The organism is Streptomyces sp. NBC_00654 (assembly GCF_026341775.1).
Lineage (GTDB): Bacteria > Actinomycetota > Actinomycetes > Streptomycetales > Streptomycetaceae > Streptomyces.
Genome location: NZ_JAPEOB010000001.1, coordinates 2558940 through 2580871, shown reverse-complemented (window position 1 = coordinate 2580871; position 21932 = coordinate 2558940). Strand labels below are relative to the sequence as shown.

Annotated in this window: 12 protein-coding genes; 3 read left to right on the top strand and 9 right to left on the bottom strand. The window is 72.3% G+C overall.

Going from position 1 to position 21932, the window contains the following annotated elements:
- Nucleotides 1–422 precede the first annotated feature (422 nt).
- The 3 genes from OHA98_RS11080 (at nucleotide 423) to OHA98_RS11070 (ending at nucleotide 7737) form a co-directional block, all read left to right on the top strand.
- Nucleotides 423–5645, top strand: a complete 5223-nt coding sequence (locus OHA98_RS11080) for an NACHT domain-containing protein (protein ID WP_266924735.1) — start codon at nucleotides 423–425, stop codon at nucleotides 5643–5645.
- A gap of 302 nt (nucleotides 5646–5947) precedes the next feature.
- Nucleotides 5948–6523 (top strand): hydantoinase B/oxoprolinase family protein, encoded by a 576-nt coding sequence (locus OHA98_RS11075; protein ID WP_266924733.1) that lies wholly within the window; start codon nucleotides 5948–5950, stop codon nucleotides 6521–6523.
- A gap of 32 nt (nucleotides 6524–6555) precedes the next feature.
- Nucleotides 6556–7737 carry a CdaR family transcriptional regulator gene (locus OHA98_RS11070; RefSeq protein ID WP_266924732.1) on the top strand — a complete coding sequence of 394 codons (1182 nt, stop codon included), beginning with the start codon at nucleotides 6556–6558 and terminating at the stop codon, nucleotides 7735–7737.
- Between the two features lie 47 nt (nucleotides 7738–7784).
- Here the strand turns inward: OHA98_RS11070 and OHA98_RS11065 are convergent, their stop codons facing one another.
- The 9 genes from OHA98_RS11065 to OHA98_RS11025 form a co-directional block, all read right to left on the bottom strand.
- The gene (locus OHA98_RS11065) at nucleotides 7785–9185 is read right to left on the bottom strand and encodes a carboxylesterase/lipase family protein (protein ID WP_266924731.1); all 1401 of its coding nucleotides are present in this window, start codon (nucleotides 9183–9185) and stop codon (nucleotides 7785–7787) included.
- Nucleotides 9186–9302: 117 nt separating this feature from the next.
- Nucleotides 9303–10157, bottom strand: a complete 855-nt coding sequence (locus tag OHA98_RS11060) for an acetylxylan esterase (RefSeq protein ID WP_266924730.1) — start codon at nucleotides 10155–10157, stop codon at nucleotides 9303–9305.
- Between the two features lie 278 nt (nucleotides 10158–10435).
- Nucleotides 10436–10849 (bottom strand): hypothetical protein, encoded by a 414-nt coding sequence (locus OHA98_RS11055; protein WP_266924729.1) that lies wholly within the window; start codon nucleotides 10847–10849, stop codon nucleotides 10436–10438.
- Nucleotides 10850–11127: 278 nt separating this feature from the next.
- Complete coding sequence (locus OHA98_RS11050) at nucleotides 11128–12372, bottom strand: TIGR02679 family protein (protein WP_266924728.1); 1245 nt, start codon at nucleotides 12370–12372, stop codon at nucleotides 11128–11130.
- Nucleotides 12363–16559 carry a TIGR02680 family protein gene (locus tag OHA98_RS11045; RefSeq protein ID WP_266924727.1) on the bottom strand — a complete coding sequence of 1399 codons (4197 nt, stop codon included), beginning with the start codon at nucleotides 16557–16559 and terminating at the stop codon, nucleotides 12363–12365. Before OHA98_RS11045 ends, OHA98_RS11050 begins: the two co-directional genes overlap by 10 nt.
- Nucleotides 16556–17800 carry a TIGR02678 family protein gene (locus OHA98_RS11040; RefSeq protein WP_266924726.1) on the bottom strand — a complete coding sequence of 415 codons (1245 nt, stop codon included), beginning with the start codon at nucleotides 17798–17800 and terminating at the stop codon, nucleotides 16556–16558. Before OHA98_RS11040 ends, OHA98_RS11045 begins: the two co-directional genes overlap by 4 nt.
- Nucleotides 17797–19371 (bottom strand): TIGR02677 family protein, encoded by a 1575-nt coding sequence (locus OHA98_RS11035; protein ID WP_266924725.1) that lies wholly within the window; start codon nucleotides 19369–19371, stop codon nucleotides 17797–17799. The genes OHA98_RS11040 and OHA98_RS11035 overlap by 4 nt, the downstream gene beginning before the upstream one ends.
- Nucleotides 19372–19569: 198 nt before the next feature.
- A complete protein-coding gene (locus tag OHA98_RS11030; RefSeq protein ID WP_266924724.1) occupies nucleotides 19570–20229 on the bottom strand; it encodes a hypothetical protein in 660 nt (219 codons plus the stop codon).
- A gap of 267 nt (nucleotides 20230–20496) precedes the next feature.
- A complete protein-coding gene (locus OHA98_RS11025; protein WP_266924723.1) occupies nucleotides 20497–21825 on the bottom strand; it encodes a class I SAM-dependent RNA methyltransferase in 1329 nt (442 codons plus the stop codon).
- Nucleotides 21826–21932 lie beyond the last annotated feature (107 nt).

The window sequence follows — 21932 nt, the reverse complement described above, 5'->3', positions numbered from 1 at the left end:
CGTCGTCGTGCTGCCGCCGGGCGATCGCCCGGCGGCGGCACGGCTGCCGCACCTCCCCGAGGTGCTCCGCCCGGGACTCCGTGATGTGCCCGTGGTCCGGGGAGAAGGGAGAGTCGGGCTCCGGTGGAACGGGACCGCGTCCGGCGGTCGTGGGTGACGACGGCCACCGCGCCCGTCCCGATCCGCCACCGCTGCCCGTACGACAGATCTTCCACCCGTCGCCGCGCCGACGTCGTGGGCGGTGGGGGCCATCGCCTTCAACCGCCCGTCGGCGGAACCGTCTCCGCCTTCGGCCGCTCCGCCACCCGCCCGCAGCCCGGCGGGGATCATGGTGACCCGGAGGGACAGTGCCGGACGGCGGGGATCCGGCACGAGCCCCTCCGCGAACAGCGGAACCAGGGCTGAGCGGCGAAGGGACAGCGATGGCGTTCACGGACGGAGCGGGAGGCCGGGACCGTGGCGAGGCAGGGGGCCGGGACCGTGGCGAGGCGCTTCTGTGGTCCGCCCCCGTGGGTCCGCCGCCCGCGCCGCCGATCGACACCAGGGCGCAGGTGCTGCCCATCGGCGAGCTGGAATGGTCCGACGCCGAGCGCCTGTTCCTCAGGCTGCTGCACACCGTCCGGCCCGTCCAGTACGCCAAGCTCTTCGGTGTTCCGGGCCAGGCCCAGGCCGGGATCGACGCCTACGCCCGGCTGCCGCTCGCCCTGACGGGCGGTGGGTCCGGCGGCCGGGACTACATCGTCCTGCAGTCCCGGCGGGTCAGGACGATGACCGCGGACAGGATCACGAAGGCCGTCGACGACCTGCTGAAGGGCGAATGGGCCGACAGGACGTCGATGTTCCACTTCGCCACCTCGTTCGACCTGCAGAACACGAAGCTGGACACCGCGATCCGTGAGCAGACCGAACGGCTGGCCGTGCTCGGGATCACCTTCGTTCCGTGGGGCGTTCAGGAGGTCTCCGGCCTGCTGAAGGACCGTCCCCGTATCGTCGACGACTTCTTCGGCCGGACCTGGACGGAGCGCTTCTGCGGCCCGGACGCGTCCCAGGCCCTCGCGGACAACCTGTCCCACCAGGACAGCGGAGAACTGCGCGCGGGGCTGCGCGCTCTCTACCGGGCCGTCTTCTCCGCACAGGGCGGAGTCCATCCGGCCGAAGACACCGAGCCCGGCGGCGAGTTCGTCGTCCTGGACGTCGATCCCCACAGCCGACGGGCCGACCTGATCGACGCCGAGCAGCCCGAGCCGGGCGTGGAGGAGCGGCGCCCCGCGGAAGAATCGGGCGACGGCCACACCTACCTCGCCTCACGGCTGGGCACCCGCCGGCAGTCGTTCAGGTCGGCCCGTCAGCTGCTCGAGCGCGGCGGGCGGACCGCGTCGGCGACCCCGGGCGGCCTCGCCGCCGACGAGTGGCTGGCGGGCGGCAAGTACCGGCTGCTCGTCGGCCGTCCGGGCGTGGGCAAGTCCAGCTTCCTGCGGTTCATGGCGACGGACCTGCTCTCGACCCGGCCCCAGTCGATCGCGCTGCAACGGGAACACGCCTGCGACCTGCCGGTCTGGCTGCCGTTCGGGTTCCTGTGCCGGCACCTCGAAACGTCGACCGAGAACTCTCTCGTCTCGGCCGCCGAAGCCTGGCTGAAGTCGCAGAGCGCCGACCACCTCTGGCCGCTGGTCCGGCGCGCGCTCCGGGACGACCGCTTGCTGCTGCTCGTCGACGGCGTCGACGAGTGGAGCGATGTCGGCGCGGCCGAGCGCGCCCTCGGGACCCTCGAAGCGTTCCTCGGCCGCACCCAGGCATCAGCGGTCCTTTCCACGCGCCCGTACGCGGTCGACCGGCTCAACTGGAGGCGCCGGTGGGAGCAGGCCGAGATCACGCCGCTGTCGGACGGGCAGCGCCGGACGATCGCCGCCGGGATCCTCCGGGCCGGACGGCCCGATGCCGCAGGGGCCCTCCCCCCGGCATGGAGCGCCGGCGTCGGACCGTTCCTCGACCAGCTGGAGGCCACCCCGGAACTCGACGAACTCTCCAGGTCCCCGCTCCTGCTGACACTGCTGGCCGCGACATGGCGCGGCGAACCCCTGCCGCGTCAGCGGTTCAAGATCTACGCCCGGCTCGTCGAGCTGCTCGTCGCCAAGCATCCCCAGATGCGGCAGCGCGCCTCACACGCGCGAGGGGCCTTGCTGTCGGCGACCGACATGACCACGTTGTTCGCCGCCGTGGCCTACCGCCTCCGCGTCAAGGATCCGGCCGGCACCGTCACCAAGCCGGAGTTGCGCGCGCTCGTCGTCGAGTCGATGACCGACGACGAAGTCCTCGGCTATCAGCGTGCCGAAGCCCGCAGGATCGCCGATGGGGTCCTCGCCGTGGCAGAGGACGAGTTCGGGCTGATCGTGTCGCACGGCGCCGGTTCCTGCGGCTTCCTGCATCGCGTGGTGCTCGACCACCTGGCCGGGCGGTATCTCGCCACGCTGCCCGCCGACGAGCAGCTCGCCGCCGTGCGTCGGTTCGTGCGTGATCCGGCCTGGCGCGATGTGCTCCTGGCGCTGCTGACCGCACAGGTCAGCTCCCGGGCGACCATGCCTCTCCTCGCGGCGGCCCTTGACGTGGGCGGCCCACGATGGGCGGACATCGACGGATACGAGCTGCTCGCCGAGGCGCTCGCGGCCGGTGTCGCGCTCACGCCCGCATCGCAGACCGATTACATCGGACGGCTCGTCGAACGGGTGGAGACCCATCCGTCGCTGCGTCATCGGGCGAACCTCATCACCTCGCTCACCGGCGTGCTCGCGAGCCGCGCCGCGCGCCCCCAGCTGCTGCCGGTCATGAAGCGATGGCTGACGGCGCCTCGCCCCGACCCGTCACCGTCCATGTGGGCGCTGCGCGATCTCGGCATCGCCGACGACGTCGCCTCCGAGTATCTGCTCTGGGGCATTCGGCACCCGGAGGACGGCGTGAAGGTCAACGCCGCGCTGGCCTTCGCACACCGATTCGGTGGCCGCCCCGGTCCGTCGGACCGGCTGACGGCCTTCACGGAGACCGGGCCGTCCTCGGCGACCCAGGCCGCCGCCGTCCTCGCCCTCGGCAACGGCTGGCCCGACGCACCCGAGACCGCACAGGTGATCGACTGGGCACGCCGTCAGCCGTCCAGAGCGCTCCGGCTGGTGGGCCTGCATCTGGTGCAGCGAGGCACCGCGGGGGGTGATGCCGCGCTGTACCGGCCGGAGGAACGGGACTGGCTGCTGTCCCTGCTCCGCCGGGAGGACCACCTCTCCGGGCCGTGGCCCACGGCGGACCTCGTCGGCATCGCCGCCGCCGGGGACGCGCAGGCGGCCGATTTCGCGTGGGAGACCCTGCGGACGAACGGGCGCAACGGCGGCGACCGCGGCCTTGCGTGGACGCTGGCCTGCAACGCCTTCGCCGATGACCCCCGCTTCAAGGACTGGGTGGCCGCACAGCTCGCGGACCCGGGGAAGCGCGGCCTGATCCTGTACGACGTCGGCATGATCCCCCAGCGATGGCGCGACGACCCCGCGTTCGCCCAGGCTCTCCGCCCCTACGTGGACACCGGGCTGCGCAACATCCTGCCCGGCCGGGTGGCCGGCCTCGCCACCGCGCTCCCGCCCGCCGACGCCCGCGCGACGCTGTTGCGCGGTCTGGACGCCTCCCGGCCGTACGCCGCGGCCCGCACGCTGGTCGAGCGGTACGCGGACGACGAGCACGTGCGCGCCGTCCTCACCGGCCGGCTTCGCGGCGACTTCGCCCGAGCCGCCCCGATGGCCGGTGTGGCCATCGATGTACTCGGCCCCGAGGAGGGCTTCGCTCTCCTGGTGTCGCTGCTGCGCCGGCCCGACGCGGATGCCCGGACCGAGATGCGCGTCGTCGTGGCCGAGGCCGTGGCCCACGCCTGGACGCGGCTGGAGACCGCCGCCCGGGGAACCGGTGCCGAAGCCGGGGCCGCGCGGGAGACACTCGCCGGCTACGACCCGGCCGAGCCGGCGGCGCTGTGCACGGCGGTGAAACCGCGTCCCTTGATGTGGCACGTCCCCGCGGTCATCAGTGCCTGGCCGGGGCAGCCGGCCGTCCAGGAATTCACCGAACAGCTCATCCATGACCCACGACCCCTCACATCGGGAATTCCGGACACCATTCCGGCCGCCGTCCTCAGGGCCTACTGCGGCAGGACCGAAGCCGCCTCCCGCCGGATCCTCGGCAACACCCTCGACCTGCTCAAGCACATCGGACCGGAACTGCGTGAGGTCCTGACCTACGAACTCGCACGCGGCTCACTCGCCGCGGCCGACCTCATCGACGTCATGACGGAATGGAAGAACGAACCGGACACCGAGATCCGCCGCCTCTCCCTCATCGGGCTCGTCCAGGCGGTCGGACTACACCAGCAGGCCCACATCGACGGAACGGGCCCCGGCGCACGTACGTCCGGGATGGAATGGCTCCGCGCGGAGATCACGGACGAGCTGTGCGCGTACGGCCCCGAGCTCGAAGAGCGCCGGCAACTGGCCTGGATCGGCATGCTCATGCTCGGCGACCTCACGCTGATCGACGGCATCGAGGAGACCATCGGTCACTCGGGCGAGCCCGGCGTCGAGCTGGACGCCCTCTACGACGGTGATGTGGATCAGATCCTCGTCGGCCTCGTCGCCGAGAACTGGGACCGTCTGTGCGCCCACTTCGGCGACGGGGTCTTCGACCGGCTGAACGGGACGTCCAGCCGTACCCGGCGAACGGCCGCCGAGCGACGGCGCCATGTCATGTCGGCGCTCGCGACAGTCGCTTCCCGGTACCCCGCCATCGCCGAGATGCTCCGCCGCGAGGCCGACACCGATGCCGCGCTCCGCCAGGACGCGCGCTTCCTCCTGTGGGCCAAGGAGGAGAACAGGGGCGACGAGGGAGTCCTCCGTGCGGTCGTGGCGAAGCTCGGACAGCCGGCGCACCATCAGGAGGACCATGTCCTCGAATCGATGCTGGACCGGCAGAGCTGGAATGTGTCCGACGAGGTGTTCAAGGAAATCCTCACCGAGGACATGGCCGACACCCGGTCGGGCCACGTGCTCGCGAGCGGGGAACTGGCCGCCTTCGCCCAGATCTTTCCGGCGGACAGCGTGTCCGGAGCCGCTTTCCGGGACCTCGAAACGTGGTTCGGGACAGACCCCGCGCATCGCGGGCCGCGCCACTGGGACGAGACGTTGGCCATCGCTTTCGGCGCAGCCGGACCGCGGGATCTGCCGGCCCTGGCGACCCGCGCCCACAGCCTGTTCCGTATGGGCCTCTCCGACGTCCATCTGCCCATGTTCGTCAAGCCGTTGATGCGGCGGCTGCGGCGGGACACGGACGCCGTCGAGGCGTTCCGAGCCGCCCTGCGCGATCCCATGGGCATCCGTGAGGACAGCCCCGTACTGGCGGCCTCCTGGGACCCGATCGCCGACGCGTACCCGCAGGTGCGGCCGGTGCAGCGCATGTACCTGTTCGCCGTGGTCCTGCACCGGGCGGATGCCCTCCCGCGGCCGGACGCGGCGGCGGCCGTCCGTGTCCTCGGATCCGTGTCCCCCGACACCGTCGTCCACAACCCCTTCACCCACCACGAGGGCCCCCTCCGCCTCGCCGTACTCGACCTCGTCGCGCGCTGACACCGCGACCCGGCCGTGGGGGCCGCGGCTCCCCCGAGGCCCCGCACGGCGCTCCGGTCCCTGTTGACCGTGGCGGGCGGTGTCGGCTTCACTGGCGCCGCGCGCACGGCCACCGCGCCGCACGACCGCCGCCTCTCCGTTCCCCGGATCCGCCGGACCGGCCCCCTGGGCGTTGCGCGTGAGCGGCACGAGGGCCGGCCTCGGCGGCGCACCGGCCGTCGCGACCGCCACGGCCGCACACCGGGGCGGCTGCGTCCGTCCGACCACTCGAACCACCGCGACACCACCATGGAGTCTCTGCCGTGCCCACGAACCCGCACCCCGCCTCCCGCCCCGCCGATACCGGTGCCGGTCGCGGTGCCACAACCGATGCCGCCGCGTTCGCACGCCCGGGTGCCTCGGACACCCAGACCCGGGCCGTCTGGTCGGTGATCACCGGGATGTACGCGGCCTACACCCGTCAGGACCGGCCGGCGATCGACGCCAGCCGGGTCGGCTACAAGCTCCTGGTCAGCGGTGAAGTGCCTCTCAACGGCGGCTCGTTCGATCCCCTGGAGGTGGTGACCCGGCCCGGCTCCATGCTGGCCGCCGTCGAACCGGCCGCCTGCCAGTACTACTACTCGCACCTCGGGCAGGGCGTGCGTCCTGCACAGGGCGGCCGGATCATGACCCGGCGGATACAGCGGACCTTGCCTTCACGGACCAGCTCGGTCGACACCGCGAGCGTCTCCCCGAATGACACCCGTCAGACGTACGTCGGCATGCCACGGGTGTGCCACGCGATGTCGCCTCTTTCGCCGACGAGCCGGCGGCCGGGAGCGGTTCGGGGACACGCCCGAGGCACTGCCCGCACCGCCGGCCCCGGGGTTTCCGATTGACGGCACGGCCGGGGCGGTGTGACGATGCGCCGATGTCGGACCTGCACGCCCGGATGGCCGCCCGGGTCGGTGACCTCACAGCCGTCGTGGTCGCGCGCTGCGCGGCGGAGTCGCCGTTCTACGGGGCGCTGCCCCGCACCACCCTCCAGGGCGAGGTGGCGCGGTCCATCGCGGCGGTGCACGCGCTGTTGCTCAGGGCACTGCGCGACGGCGGCGGGGGTCCGATGGGGCCGGGTGATCTGACCCGGCTCATCGAGTGGTCGGCGCGCCGGGCCGAGGAGCGCGTCCCCCTGGAGGCGGTGATCGCCGCGTACCTGATCGGCGCCGAGGTGTGGTGGCAGACGCTGACCGAGGTCGCGGAGCCCGGCGAGCTGGCCGGGGCGGGCGCCAAGCTGCTCGCCTGCCTGCACGCCGCGCTGCCCGCGGTCGTCCTCGCCCACCAGAACGCCCAGGAGGACCTCCACAGCGAGGACAAGCGCGTACGGCGGGCCCTGCTCGGCGCCCTGCTGGCAGGACGGCCGTACGAGGAGCTGGCGGGCGTGGCGCGGGTGGCCGTGGTGGGTGAGCACGAGGTGGTTGCCTTCGCGTTCGGGTCCGACCCGCCGAGCAGACTGGTGCAGTCCTCGCTCGACGCCTTCACCGGGATCCCGGTGCTGATGGACCACGTCGCTCGGATCGCCCTGTTGCCGGGCAGGTCCGACGTGCCGGGCCTGGTGGCCCGGCTGGAGAAGGACGTGGGGCAGCCCGTGCACGCCGCCGCCGCCCGCTCCTCCGTACCGACGGCCATCTCCTCGGCGGCGCGGGAGGCCGGCCGCGTGCTGGATCTCGTCCGGCGCCTGGGACGCCCGCCCGGGTGCTACCGCCTCGACGACGTGCTGCTGGAGCACCAGCTCGCGCGCCCCGGGGACGGCCTGGTGCGGCTGGCGGCCAAGCTCGACCCCCTGGAGGAGCATCCGTACCTGCTGGAGACGCTGCGCGTGTTCGTGGAGCGGGGGCTCAACCGCCGCCGGACGGCGCTGGAGCTGTGCGTCCACCGCAACACCCTGGACTACCGGTTGCAGCGAGTCAGCGCGCTGACGGGCCTCGACCTCGCGGTTCCCGCGCAGGCGCGGCTGATCCAGGCGGCGCTCGTCGCCAGGGACCTGGCCGGGCCCGCGGATCAGCGCGGGGTCACCGGAGCGCAGGGACCCGCAGGAGCGGCGGAGAGCGGATGAACCACTGAACCACGGCCGGCGCCGGCGAGCGCCCGGCCTGTCATCTGTCAGAGCCAGGCGCCGAGTTCCTCGTTCCGGGGTGCGAGGACCGGGCCGGCGTCGGGGTGGTCGAAGACCATGACGGGCCGGTCCGCGTTCCAGCCGGACCAGCCCGGCTGTCCGGTAGTGGCGAAGGCGACCCAGGCCCGGTGCATGGCGTCGGCCAGTGGCTGGGGCGCGCCGGGCCCGGTCAGGTCCTCGGCGGCACGCAGGTTGTCGAAGACGAAGCCGAGTTCCAGCGCATGGCACGCGCCGAGTTCCATCACGGGCGAGCGCCAGCGGAATTCGTAGACGAAGGTGCGGGCGGGCCGGGAGTCGGCGAGGCGGTTGAGCGGCCCCCGCAGCAGCAGGTCGGTGGCCATCTCCCCCAGGATCTCACCGGGTTTGGCGTGCGGCCGGGTGGCTCGGTAGAGGCGTGCCACCCGTTGCGGGACACGGATCTTCAGCAGTGCCAGCCGCAGGGTGAGCCGGCTGATCCGGTCCACGGTTCCGCCGGGTACGAACCACAGCCGGTACTCCTCCCGGTTGCAGCCCAGCAGCAGGTCGGCCTCGGGAAGGGGCGGGGCGGCGGGCACCACGTCGTCGTCGACCACGATGTGGAAGCCGGGGCCGCCGCCGATGGGGTCGGACCGGTCGACGACGGCGGCCTGCGCGTCCAGCAGCAGGTCCCGGTCCACCGCCGCGAACGCCTCGGCGGTGGCCGGGATCCGCAGTCTCTTCGCCATCGACCGTACGGTCTTCGCGCCCTCGCGGCGCGACACCGTGTGCGGCGGGCCGCTCTGCAGGATCGCCCGGTGGAACAGCCCGGCCGCGGCGGGGCTGGTCATGAGGGCAGCGATGCTGATCGCGCCGGCGGACTCCCCGCACACGGTGACGTTCGCCGGATCTCCGCCGAAGGCGGAGATGTTGTCGCGGACCCAGATCAGGGCTGCGATCTGGTCGAGGAGGCCCCGGTTGGCGGGCGCGTCGGGAAAGACCCCGAACCCCTCGACGCCGAGCCGGTAGTTGACGGAGACGAGGACCACCCCGTCGCGTGCGAAGGCGCCCCCGTCGTAGAGCGGCAGGCTCGCCGAGCCGTTGCGCAGGGAACCCCCGTGGATCCAGACCATGACGGGCAGCCGGCCCTCGCCGACGGACGGGGTCCAGACGTTGAGGTTGAGACAGTCGTCCCCGGGGATGCTCGGATCGGGTATCAGCCGGTCGAGGGGCGGGCGGTAGGGGCGTTTGGGTGCGGTCGGCCCGTACTCCAGAGCGTCTCGTACCCCTTCCCAGGGCTCGACCGGGGCGGGAGCGCGGAAGCGGTGGGCGCCGAAGGGCGGGGCGGCGTAGGGGATGCCGAGAAAGGTGGCGATCCCGTTGTGGAAACGGCCTCGGACCTTGCCCTGCCCAGTGGTCGCGATGAGGTCCATGGCAGTCCTTCCATGTGCGAACGGGAACCGGCCGCCCCTGGACGCGGGAGCGTCAGGGGCGGGCGGCGTGGATCGGAACGGCCGCCGGTCACGGCGGAAGTGATCTCCGGGAGCGGGTCACCGGTTCGCGAGGCCGTTGCGCCGGACGTCGGACCAGGTGCCGCTGTCGGTGCAGATCCCGCAGTCGGCCCCGAAGAACTGTGCACGCGCCGTCTGGTCCCCCATCAGGTGTGCCTTGAACCAGGCGGTGGTGGGCGCGGCGAACGGGCCGGGGTCACCCACGACCGTGAGGTGATCGGCGCCGCGCAGTTCCCCGTAGATGGCCGGTATGTGGTCGGCGTCGTTGTAGAAGGACTTGACCAGGAAGGGGAAGACGATGCTGTCCTTCTGCCCGGCCAGGAGGAGCGCGGGTACGTGTACGCCGTCGATGTCGGCGAGCGGACCGGGCTGGATGGGCAGGATGGTGTCGATGCGCGGGTCCGCGCCGACGACGATGGCGGCGGCGCCGCCCTGCGAGTGACCGGACGCGCCGATGTGCTCCAGGTCGACACGGTCGTGGAAGGGGCTGCCCTGGTCGGCGTTGCGACGGGTGAGCAGGTCGATCCCGGCGCGCATGGAGATGCCCAGGTTGGACTGCGGGGTGTTGGCGGCGGCGACGATGAAGCCCTGACTGGCCCAGTGGAGCAACAGCTCACGGTAGACGACCGGGAAGGCGAAGGTGCCGTTGCCCCACACGATCACGGGGTGACGGCGGTCGCTGGTCGCGATGTCACGCGGGTAGTACAGGGTGGTCACCGCCCCGACCTCCACCGCGGTGGCGTAGGGGCCGGGAGCGCCGTAGTCGGCCGCGGCCACCTCGGCGCCGGCACCGGCGGGCGAACCGGTGGACGCCGCTGCCGCTCCCGCGCCGGCGGAAGCCGTCAGCAGGAGCAGGAGCGAGGTCAGGGGGACGAGCAGTTTTCTCCAGTGCACAGCGGACTCCCGATGTCGTCACGGTGAACTGGATGTTTCATCCGGCTCACGCCTTGTCTGATCGCACATCCTGAAGCACGGTTCGAGACCCGTCTCTGCGCAATCGCGGCAAGCAGCGACGTCGGAGTTTGTGCAACCTACCGAGAGGCCCGAGTGCGGTGAGGGTGCCATGCTCGGTTCCACCACTACGACGGAGAGCCCGCCGCCCGGTCCCGGGAGGAGAACGCCGGGATAGGGCCGCGCCGCACTCCGCGTGCGAGAGCAGCGCGTCGGCCCGATCAGATCCAGGCACCCGGTGAGCAGGCGGCGGGTGGCGGGGAACGGCGTCTCGGGGTCAGGCGGGCAAACAGGCAACACCCGGGGCAGGCGATGCGCGGGATCCGTGAGACACCCGACGACGGTGCCGTGCTGGACGAGGAGCGCCGGGTCGGGGGCGACACCGATGCGGCCTCCAGCGGCTCATCGAGGACTTCCAGGCTCTCCATCAGCGGCAGCACACCACACTCGGCGACATGGGCGAGCAGGTCGGCTCCTGGCACGTACTCGACGGCCAGCCACGGACGTTCGGCATGGGCGTCGGCGGCGACGAAGGAGGCGATGAACGGCCCGTACACCGTCTTGAGGCTGTCCACCTCCAGCAGGAACCGGGCCCTGCTGTCCTCATCGAGGACCGACGGTTTGATCGCCTTCACCGCGACCGGCTGACCGGCCGGTCACTCTCCGAGGTAGACCTGTCCCATACCTCCGGCGCCGAGTCGACACACGAGCGTGTACACGCCAATGGTCCGGGGGTCGTCGTCCCTCAGTGGTTCCACGGCGTACGGGCCTCTCCTGGTCGGTGGCGGGGTCGGTGGCGGGCCGGTGGCGGTCGGCCTCCCGCGCATCCGGAGTCTACGACCGAGGGCGACACGGCGTCCCGGGGACAACGATCGTCGTCACAGCCGCGCATGGAAACGGAAGCGGGCCCGACTCATCCGAGGTCGGACAGCAGGTCGTTCAGCACCGCCTCCTCCTCCACCCGCACGCCCGCCTCCTGCAGCGCGTCCGGCAGGCCGGGGTCCCACGGGGCTTCGGCCCGGGTCCCGGTGAGGGGCGGGCCGGCGGGCAGCGTGTGCACGGCGGCGCGGTAGTCGGCCGCGGTGTAGCGCCACGGGCTCCAGGGAACCCGCCGCAGCAGGGCCGCGGCGATACGCAGACCTCCCCAGTCGAAGTCGCCGTGGTAGCGGAAGCGGCTGCCGTGTGTGTGGAGATGGCCCAGGAGGACGAGGGCGGCGGCGGACGGCTGCCCCTGGAGGCAGACCAGAGGCGCGCACCGCGTGCCGTACGTGTCGGCTGCCGCGGCGAGCACGGCCGGGTTCTCGCAGATCCGGACCGTCGGCGGCGCCGAGCGAGGCGGGTACCGGGTCAGCTGCCGCAGAGTGAGCACGGCGGGCTCGCCCGCCTCGGCCATCCAGTCCAGGGCGGGAGTACCCCGCAGGTTCAGGGCGAGCACGGTCGAGGACAGCTCGTCACGCAGCAGTCCCACCGATGCCCACACCTCGCGCCGCCCCTGCGCGCCGCTCACGTCGGGAACCCCGGTCAGCGCCCGGATGCCGGAAAGGGCCAGCGTGCAGAGCGGAGTCCCGTCGTCGAGCGCGTGCGCACTGCCCAGGAGCCGGGAGGAGAACGCGGGAAGCGACACCGGCGGCTCCACCGGGAGGGCTCTCACGACGGTGGCGGCCCGGCCGAGCAGGTCGGCCGCTGCGGTCGGTGTACCGGCGAGGCGCCGTACCAGCCCGTCGTTCCGGAGCCGTTCGGCCCAGCTCCGCAGGGCGGGGACCTCGTCCGCCAGGGCGTCGACCGGGGCGTATGCCTGTGCCCAGGCGTGCTGCTCCTCGGCGCGCGCCTGGCCGAGGAGGGTGACCGGCCCGGTGAGCGCCACCACGGCCGCGGCCAGTCCCGCCGGGCTGATGCCGGAGCTGCGCAGCAGGCCGTCCACCGCGTCGAGGCGTACGGACAGGGACCGCCCACCACCCGGGGCACGCCCCAACAGCCGTTCCGCCGCCATCCGTTGGTCCGCCGTGGGCGAGCTCAGCGATACCGGGCCGGTGAGCGGCTGCCCGCGCTCCAGGCGTCGACGCGCACGGTCGACCAGCCAGCCGAGCCCGGGTGCCCCGAGGAGTCTGCGCAGCCGTACGTCGTCGACCGTCACCGCCGTCGTGGGGGTCAGTTCCACAGCGGTTCCGACGCGTCGGCCGCCTCGGCCCGGGGTGCGGGAACCGCGTGCCCGGGGCCCACCGGGTCCGGACCGCGCCGCCTTCGCGTGCCGTCCCACTCCCACCGGGTGACGAGCACCGCCGCGACCTCGTCGATCCGCGACAGCTGGGCGATGGCGATGCCGGGCACCTGTGGGTAACAGGCCCACTCGCGCTCACTCGTCATCACGACGTCGAGGTCGAAGGCGTGCAGCAAACCCAGACACTTGGCGCGGGAGTCGTCGTCCACTCCGGCGAACGCCTCGTCGAGAGTGACCAGGCGCGGCGCGTACGGGCTGCCCGCACTCGCGTAGTGGGAGGACGCCGCGGCGAACAGCGGCACCGAAACGGCCAGCACCCGCTCACCGCCGGAGGCGGGTCCCGTGGCCGGGACCCAGCGGCCCTGCTGATGCCGCTCGACCCCGAACTCGTGCCAGGTCCGGTAGTCGAGTGCGGCGGTGAGATGGTCCAGCCAGCTGCCCGAGGCGTCGTCGGAGTGCTGGCGGGCGATCTGCTCCTGAAGGAACTCGCCCACGGCCGCGCGGTCCTCGGCGGTCCAGATGTCGGCCGACCGGCGCAGCCGCTCCCTTGCCGGGGCAAGCCCGGCGGGGGCCTTGCGGGAAGCGCGCCACACCAGCCTCAGCCGCATGCCGGTGGAGGTCGGCCGCTCCTCCAGTTCGACGTTCATGTCCCGCACCTGTCGCTCGGCCGCGCCGATCAGCTCCTGGAGCGTCCCCGCGACCTCCGTGACCAGATGGGTCTCCAGGATCTCCCGCTCCCGTGCGGACAGGATGCGGGCCAGTTCGCCGACCTCGACAGCCAGTGCCGCGGCCAGGTCCGGTACGGCTCGTTCACGGCCCTGGTAGGTGATGTCGACGACCATGCCGTCCTCCACCATCCGGGCGGACGCCCGGTGCCCGTGCCGGGACAGGGTGTCCTGGAGGGACTTGAACTCCTCGCTGAGCTTGCGTTGCACCCGCTCCCAGGCGCTGTCGGAGTCGTCGGTGGCGGCCAGCGCCGCGTCGATGGCGCGGGCCAGCGCGATGGCAGGGGTGGCGGCCCACGTGCCGCCGTCCACGGCGGGCGCTTCGATGCCGGGCACTGCCACCGCCATCAGCCCGGTACCGGTGAACCGCTGGAGTGCGGCAATGGCCTCCGTACGCGCCTCGGCCGCCTCTCCGAGCCCTTCGTGCAACTGCTCGATACGGCCTTCGGCCCTGCTTGCCGCCCGGTCGGCCTCGGCATGGCGCTGCTGGGCGGCCCGCCGCTCGCTCTCGCACGTGCGCGACGCCTCCGCGGTCCGCGCCAGCAGGCGCTGGAGTTCATCGACGGCGGCGCCGACCGTGGAACGCAAGGTGCTGAAGCGTTCGTCGGCGGCGGCCGCCTCGTCCTCCGCCTCCCTCGCGCGCTCCGTGAACTCTGCGGCACGCTCGGCGGCCTGCCCGGCCTCGGTACGCTCGTCCGCGACCTGGCCGCCGGCCTCACCGCGTTCACGCAGGGCGGGCCAGAGGGCGGCCAGCACCTCGGCGAGGGCGCCGAGTGCGTCACGCACCGCCGTCAGCCCTTCCTCGCCGGCCGGCATGCCCAGGTCCTCCGCGGTCCGGGTGAGATCCCCCGCCGCCGACTCACTCCGCTCGGCCGCCTCCAGGAGGGCGGCGGCCCGCTCCTCGCGCCGTTCACCGGTCCGGCGCAGGGATTCCGCGGCGGCTGCCACGCGCGCGTGTGCGCGGGTGAGGACGGTCTCGTCCGGTACGTCCGCCACCTCTGCGTCCAGCACCCCGCGGCGGGCGGTCACCGTGGCGGCCAGATCCGCGAGGGTCTCCAGTTCGCCCTGAAGAAGGGCGAGTTCGCCGCGAATGACGTCCATGCGGGACCGCCGGGAAGCTTCCCGCGCGCCCTCGCCGATGTACTCGGCGCGGGCTTTGGCCCACCGGCCGGTCAGCGCGCCGACCCGGAAGCGCCCGTCGACCGCGGCCCAGGTTCCGGCTTCGCCCGTCGGCCCGGCTTCCCCGTCGGCACCACCTTGCTCACCGCCCACCGCACCGGCTTCCCGCCCGGCGCCGATCGCGGCGAGCAGCCGGGCCACCGTCTCATCGCCCACGGCCGCGGCCCCGGCGTCCCCGTGGTCCACAGCCGGGCGCAGCAGGTGCGCGAGCGACGCGCCCCGTACCGGAGCCCCGGCCGGAGCGAGCAGCACCTCGTGACTGTCAGCGGTGAGAACCGCACCGCTGGGCAGCACCCAGGCGTCCAGCATCCCGGACGCTTCCAAGGCGGCCTCAAGTCCGGCTCGTTCCTCCTCGGGGAGCCCCTTCTCGAAGTCCACCAGCCGCCACAGCGGGGCACCCGTCAGCCGCTCGCGCAGACCGGGAGTGCGTGTGCGCGGCGGCTGCGGCGGACGTCGCCCGCCGGCCTCCAGCGCGGTCAGTTCCTGCCGCAGCCCGTCGGCGTGCCCGGTGAGTTCGGCCCGGCGCCGGCCGGCGGCGGCAGACTGCTCGGCCAGCCGCGCGGATGCGGCGCTGTGGGCGCGCGCGGCCTCGGCCCGCGCCGGGTACGGGCCGTGGAGACGGCCCACCCATTCCTGGAGTTCGTCCAGCAGGCCGGTCTCATCCGCGTAGGCGAGTTCGGTCCAGCCACGGGCGCGGGTGCGGACTTCGTCCAGCAGCGCCCGTCCGGCGCGCACCACGTCGTCCTCGGCCAGGCCGAGCTCCGCCGCGGCCGCGGACCGGTCGGCATCGGCTTCGTCCAGCCGGACGGCCCGCGTGCGCCGTTCCTCCGAGGCGCGGGCGGCGGTCCGGGCGAGGCCCGTCATGTGGGTGAGCGCCCGTCGGCCCCGCTCCACGGACTCCTCGACGGCGCCGCGCAGTTCACCCATGGCGAGTCCGTCGTCCGGCAGATCGTTCCCCGGCAGGACGACCCGGGCGTCCGCCGCGGCCTCGGACGCCCGCCGATACGTTTCCTGGGCGTGCCGGTCAGCCGCCCGCAGCCGGTTCTCGGCGGCGCCGAGCCGCTCCAGACCCTTGTGACGCAGCCGCACCGCCTGGTCCCGGTCGCTCCGCGCGCGCTCTGCCGCACGCGCCGTGCGCTCCACCTCGTGGTGTGCCTGCTCAAGATTTCTTGCGCTGCGCATCTCGGGGCTCTCCCGCAGGGCGGCGTCCTGGGCACGGAGACGGTTCTGCTGCTCCTCCAGCGTCGCGGTGAGCTCGGCTGCCGCTTGTCGCTCCTCCTCGGCCCCGGTCTGCTGTGCCTGTGCCTCTGCGAGGTCCCGTTGGCGTTGCTCGTAACGCGAGTGTTCGGCGCGTGGCAGCCGGGCGCGGCGACGGGTGGCGATGCGCGCGTAGCGCCGGTAGTGCTCCAGGAAGCCGGCGGCGGCACGCTCCGCGGCCGAGGCTGCCGCCAGTTCGGTCTTCTCCTCGTCGAGTGAGCGGAACGCCTCGGCCACATCGGCGATCACGGTCTGGTCCACCGGTGGCAGGGCCTCGGTGAGTGCGCGGGACAGCGCCGCCTCGTTGGGGCGCTTGGACAGCTGCGGCTGGCGCAGCTGAACAAGCAGGTCGACCAGGGCTCCGTACCGCTGCTCGCCGAGCCCGAAGAGTGCCTCGTCCACCGCCCTGCGGTAGGTCTTGGCCTGGTCGTACACCATGCCGTGGCCGGCGACCGCTTCGACGAGACGGTCCCTGGAGAGGGCCGTGCCGGTGGCGTCGACCAGGCTGAGGAAGCCCTCCGTGGGAGTACCTGGTCCGTGCAGGACACGTCGGCCGGTGACCGCGTACCAGTGACGGGCGATCCCGCGTCCGCTCACCGCCTTCAGTCCGCACAGCAGCGTGCGGAAGTGGCTCTCCCCGGTACTGGCGTCGAGTCTGCCGAACTCGATCCAGGTGTAGCCGAGGCGCTCGGTGTGCGGGTGTTCACCGCCGAGGAGGAGGTTCCATTCCATCCGTTTGCCGGGGTCACCGTCCGGCTCCACCCTTCGCGGGCTCAGGTCGCCGTCGAGCAGGAAGGGCAGTGTGAGCGCGAGCACCTTGGACTTGCCGGTGCCGTTGTTGCCTCGCAGCAGCAGTCGTCCGTCGCGGAAGTGGAATTCCTCCACGTCGTAGTGGAAGAGGTCGACGAGCCCGATCCGCAGGGGCTGCCAGCGGGCGCGGAGGGGCTCGGGAAGCGGGTTGGTCACGCCTGAGCGGCCTTTCGCTGTGCCGGCATGCGCGAGCTGCCGGGTGTGCCTGGTTCGAGTACGACGGGTTCGCCGACCGCGTAACGGGCCAGCGCTGGGCGGGGTTCGGCCCCGTCGGCGGTCCGGGAGACCAGACCGAGGGCGGCGAGCCGGGCGACGGCCTGCTCGACGAGCTCGGCCTCCATGCCCGGCTCCCGCGCGGCCTTGGACCAGAACGTGCCGTGTACGAGGGCGAGTTCCCGCACCCGCTGGGTGAGCTGGTGGGTGGTGACCGACCGGCCCGCCGCCGCAAGGTACTCGGCGAGCAGCAGGGTGACGTGACCGTGAGTGCCCTGCTCGGGCATCCGCACATCGGTGAGGTCGTCCTCGGGGTCGACCATGGCGATGCCTTCGGCCCGGATCTCGGGTACCAGGCCGGTCAGTTCGGCCACCCGGGCGGTGAGGAACCCCCGCTGCCTGGTGAGATAGCTGAGCTCGGCGTCGCTCAGCCCGTCGTAGTAGAGCACCGGGTCGTCCAGAAGTCTGCGGGTGAGTGCGTGCCGGATCGCGCGGAAGCGGAGCTCCTCACTGTCGAGGGCGGTTTCGGCGACGAGCTGGGCCAACCGGTCGGCGGTGGCCTCCGCCTGCACGGTGGAGGGCCCACGACGTGTCGCGAGCAGCCCCGCCAGTACCCGGCGTTCGACGTCGTAGAGCACGTCGCCCGCCCCGTTCACGTACGCGTCCTCGTCCCCGGCGACCCGGCGCAGCACGCCGAGACCGAGCAGGAGCCGCACGACGGCCGCGAGGTCGAGGCGCTCGTCCCGGCGGTCGAGGGTGAAGTGGATGCCCGCCGCGACCAGCCCGGAATCGGTGGCATCGAGGACGACCTGGTCGGCGAGACGGCCGAGAGCGATCTGGGACTCGCCCCGCTCCAGGGCCGCCAGGGCCAGACAGAGCAGAACGTAGCGGAGACGGGTGAAGGGTGCGGCGGCGCGGGTCACCTCGCGTGCGGGGTGTGTGGGGTCGTGGAGCACGCCGGGGATCTTGCGCAGCCGGGCGGTCTCGGCGTCCACATGGAGCGGCCAGCCGGCGTTGCGGTCGAACCACTCGCGGAGTTCGGAGGCGTGCCGTCGCACGAGCCGGAACTCATCCGCGTGCTTGCCGTGGGAGAGGAGGAGTGGCCGTTTCAGGAGGGCGCGGGCGGCCTTGCGGAGCTCAGCGGCGTGCTGCCCGTCGAGCACTTCGGCCAGTGGCGTGGTCATCGTCCGCTTCCTCCGTACATCGGCCCGTCGTCGTCAGTCAGGTCAACGATCTCGATGAGGTGATCGGGCCCGTGGAACGTCCCCGACGGCGTACGGACCTCCGCCGGCGGTCCACCGGACAGAGCACTGAGCCTGATCTCCATGGAACCGTCGTTGCTGGTGGCCACGGTGTGCCGCATACCGGGTCGCCAGGTGGCCAGTGCGTCACCGAGCAGTTGGAGGAAGAGCCCGAAGGACATCGGGTCGAGCTCGCCGAGTTCGGACAGTCTGACCGCTCCGTCGGTGACGAGACGGTCGCGGGCAGCGGCGGTCTCGGCCACCTGCTTGGCCGCCACCTCGGCGAGGTGGCGGCGCCGATCGTGGCGGTCCTCGACCTTGCGGGGCTTGCCCCGCCGCTCGTAGCTTCCGGTGCGGCGCAGCTGGGGGCTGATCCGCAACGGCTCCGCGGCGGCCCAGGGAGTCGCGGCGGGCACCGGTGCGGCAAGGCGGGCCGCCAGAGTGTCCGCGTCGGTCGTGAGGTGCCGGGCGGGGTGGAGCCCGAAGGCCGCCCGCCACAGCTGGTGCCGCGACGCGTCGTCGGGGGCCTCGGCGAACCAGCGGGCAAGTGTGCGGAAGTCCGCGGAACGGTCCGACCGGCCGGCCCGGCGTTCCCCCAGCACACGGACGACGGCCAGCATCTGCGGGATGGCTCCCAGTGCACGGCCACGCAGGAGTCTGGCCTGCGACTCGCGTCCGTTCCGGCTGAGAAACCACACCGCGAGCCCGTCCCAGCGCCCGGCCCGGTGAGCGTAAGCCCTCTGTGCGGCAGGCTCCGCGTCCTCGGGCGCGGCGTCGGCCGCCTCCCGCCCGGCGGCAGCCCTGAGCAGGACCTCGATCCTGCCCGAATCCTCCAGCTCCAGGATGAGCTGGGCGATGCGCCCGCCCAAGGTGATCAGGTCCTGGATGAAGCGCTCCAGATACTGGATGAGGCGATCCTTGTAGGCGAGGAAGACCGCTTCCTCCACCTCGTGCAGATCAATGGTCCGCTGCAACGAACTCATGAAAGCGCGCGCGTTGTCGGCGAGCGCGGCGAACCGGCTCGCGAGCGCGTCGAACGCGAGGTACGCCTTGCCGGGGTCCGGTTGCTCGTCGGCCGTGAGCACGAGGAGGGCTCTCAGCTGCGTGATGATGTCGTGCAGAGCGATGGCCTGAAGCGCGCCCCGCCGCCCGAGCGCCTCGTCATAGGCGGCGAGGGCTTCCTCGGCAGCCTCCCCGGCCCGGGTCAGCTGGTAGATGAAGCGTTTGCGATAGAAATCCTCGACAGCGCTGACCCGCCCGGTGTCGGGGTCGGCCCGCAGATTTCCCCACTCGACCAGCTTGTCCAGTGCCTTGACGACCCCGTCGAGCTCACCGGGCCGCACCTCCCCGGGCAGTGCGACGTACACATCCTCGGGACGCAGATGCACGGCGAAGTGTTCCTTTGCCATGACGAACGCTCGCATCACCTGCCGGTAGAGGGCGGTGTTCTGCACGGTGAGGTGGGCGAAGGGGCTGAACCCGTCCGGCCCAGAGCTTGGAGTGGTGCTGGTCATCACCCGTTATTGTGCCGTGGCGGCGGTGCTCCCGGACAGAAACCAGAGCGCTTGTCCGGTTAACACCGGTATGCGTGGCGCCCGGTCGCCTCCAGCGGCCGGATGCCTTGGACGGCGGCGCTCCCCCATATCTCTCGCAATCGTGACGCCCAGGAGTGCTGATGACCTGCGTGTGCGCGCCCGCCCAGCGCAGGGGTCCTACTGACGGATGCTCTGCAGCAGATTCCCCGTGGACGTGACCGTCCAGAACGCCCAACCGTTGCGGTTCGGTTTGATGTGCGGGTTGAGAGCCCGCACCACGGCCGCTGCCGCTCCGCTGGGCGACTCGTACTCACCTCGGCCGGGACCGGAGTGAATGCTCACGATGCGGGACGACGGATCGTAGAAGGCCTGGGCGCGCCGGCCCTCGTAGATCGCGTGGATCTCGATGCCTTGTTCTGTCCGGAGCTCCTGAACCCGCGTTCCGACGAGCGTGGGTGCAGCTCTGTCCTCTGCGATCACCGCCTCGTCGTCCGGCAGTTCGTCGGTGTCCTGGTGAGCTGCTTGCCCGGCGTAGGCGGGAAGCCCCAGCAGTCTGTTGAGGACATCGACCAGCAGAGCCCTGCGCGCGGCAAGAAAGCCGGGGAACCGATCGAGAGTCCGCAGCTCCGGATCGGCGGGGATCCACTGTTCCGCCAGCCGTTCGGTGGCGACGCCCTGCATGTATGCGTCGGGGAGGCTGGACGAGATCATCTTGTTCGTCTGACCGGTGATGAAAGCCAGGTTGGCCAGGCTGTTCCACTCCTCCTTCGCATAGACCGGCTGCACCCGGGCGCGCGGGAACACATGGTGGAACTCGATCCTCGCGCCGGTGTTCATCGGCTGGTCGTTGATCGTGATGTTGGTCGCCCAGTCCCGCGCTCCGCCCCGCAGCGCGGCAATGTAGAGCAGCTTGAAGAAGGGATGAGTGGAGTACTTCTGCTCCAGGTCCCTGGGGTGGAGGGGGCTGTCGGCGGAACGGGGGCCGGATGCCCGGCGGATGAGTTCGACGAACAGGTCGGGCGGCCCTCAGGGATCGATCCGCCCGCTCGACCCGCCGCGCGCGGGAGAACACGTCGGGCGCCCCCTGTGCCACAAAACCGCAGGTCAGGCGTCTTTCTTCACCGGCTCCAGAATCGCCACGCACTCCACGTGGCGCGTCATCGGGAACAGGTCGAACGCCCGCAGCGTCCGCACCGTGTATCCGCCGTCGCGGAAGTACGCCAGGTCGCGCGCCAGCGCCGCCGGGTCGCAGGCCACGTAGGCGATCTTGCGTGCGCCCAGACCCGAGAGGTGCTTGACGACCTGCTTGCCGGCGCCTGCGCGGGGCGGGTCCAGGACGATGAGGTCGCACTCGGTGATGCCGGTGCGGGGCAGAACCTGGTCGACCTTGCCGTGTTCGATGCGGACCCGGTCGAGGTCCTTGAGGTTGTGGCGGGCGTCCTCGACCGCGCGCTTGCCGGACTCGATGCCGAGCACCGCGCCCTTCTCGCCGATGCGCTGGCCGATGGCGCCCGCGAACAGGCCGACGCCGCAGTAGAGGTCGAGGGCGGTGTCGTTCTTGCGGGGGAGGAGGCCCTGCATGACCGCGCGGACCAGGGTGTTGGCGGCCTGCGGGTGGACCTGCCAGAAGCCGCCGGAGCCGACGCGGTAGGTGCGGTCGTCGGCGCGCTCACGGACGAAGGCGCGGCCGTGGACGCGGTGGATGCCGCCGTCGTGCTCGTCGACGCGCAGTACGGAGACCGGCTTGTCGAGCTCGACCAGGGGCAGCCGGCCGCCGGCCTTGGGGGTGAGGATGACCTGGCGGTCGTGGGAACCGGTGGCGGAGATGGCCTCCACCGCGGCCATCTGCGGCCACTCCCGCTTCTCGATGCCGAGCTCGGTGACACCGGGCGCGGCGATCATGCAGTGCTCGATGGGCTGGACATCGTGCGAGCGATACTTGCGCAGACCGGCGCGGCCGTCCTCGTCGATCGTGTACTGGACCCGGGTGCGCCAGGCGGGCACCTCGCCCTGGGGGAGCTTGTCGCCCTCGGCCGGCATGACCGTGCCGTCCCAGCCGGCCTCCTCGGGCGTGAGGCCCGCGAGGCGCTGGAGCTGCTCGGCGATCACCTCACCCTTGAGCCGGCGCTGGGCGCCGGGCTTGGCGTGCTGCCAGTCGCAGCCGCCGCACATGCCGGGGCCGGCGTACGGGCACGGGGCCTCGACGCGGTCCTTGGACGCCTCGATGATCCGTACCGCGTCGGCGCGCAGGAAGCGGGAGTCGCTCTCGCCGTCCGTGACCCTGGCGACGACCTTCTCGCCCGGAAGGGTGTGCCGTACGAAGAGCACCCGGCCCTCGTCGGTACGGGCGATGCAGTGACCGCCGTGTGCGACGGGCCCGACCTCGACCTCGTACTCCTCCCCGACCAGCGACGACGTGGATTCGTTCTGCATGAGGGGAGGCTCCAGAGCTCAAAGGACAAACGGCCGGGCGTACGGCCGGACAACAGCCCACCAGTCTACGTGTGCGGCGTCCGGCCGCTTACCACAATCACCGGCCG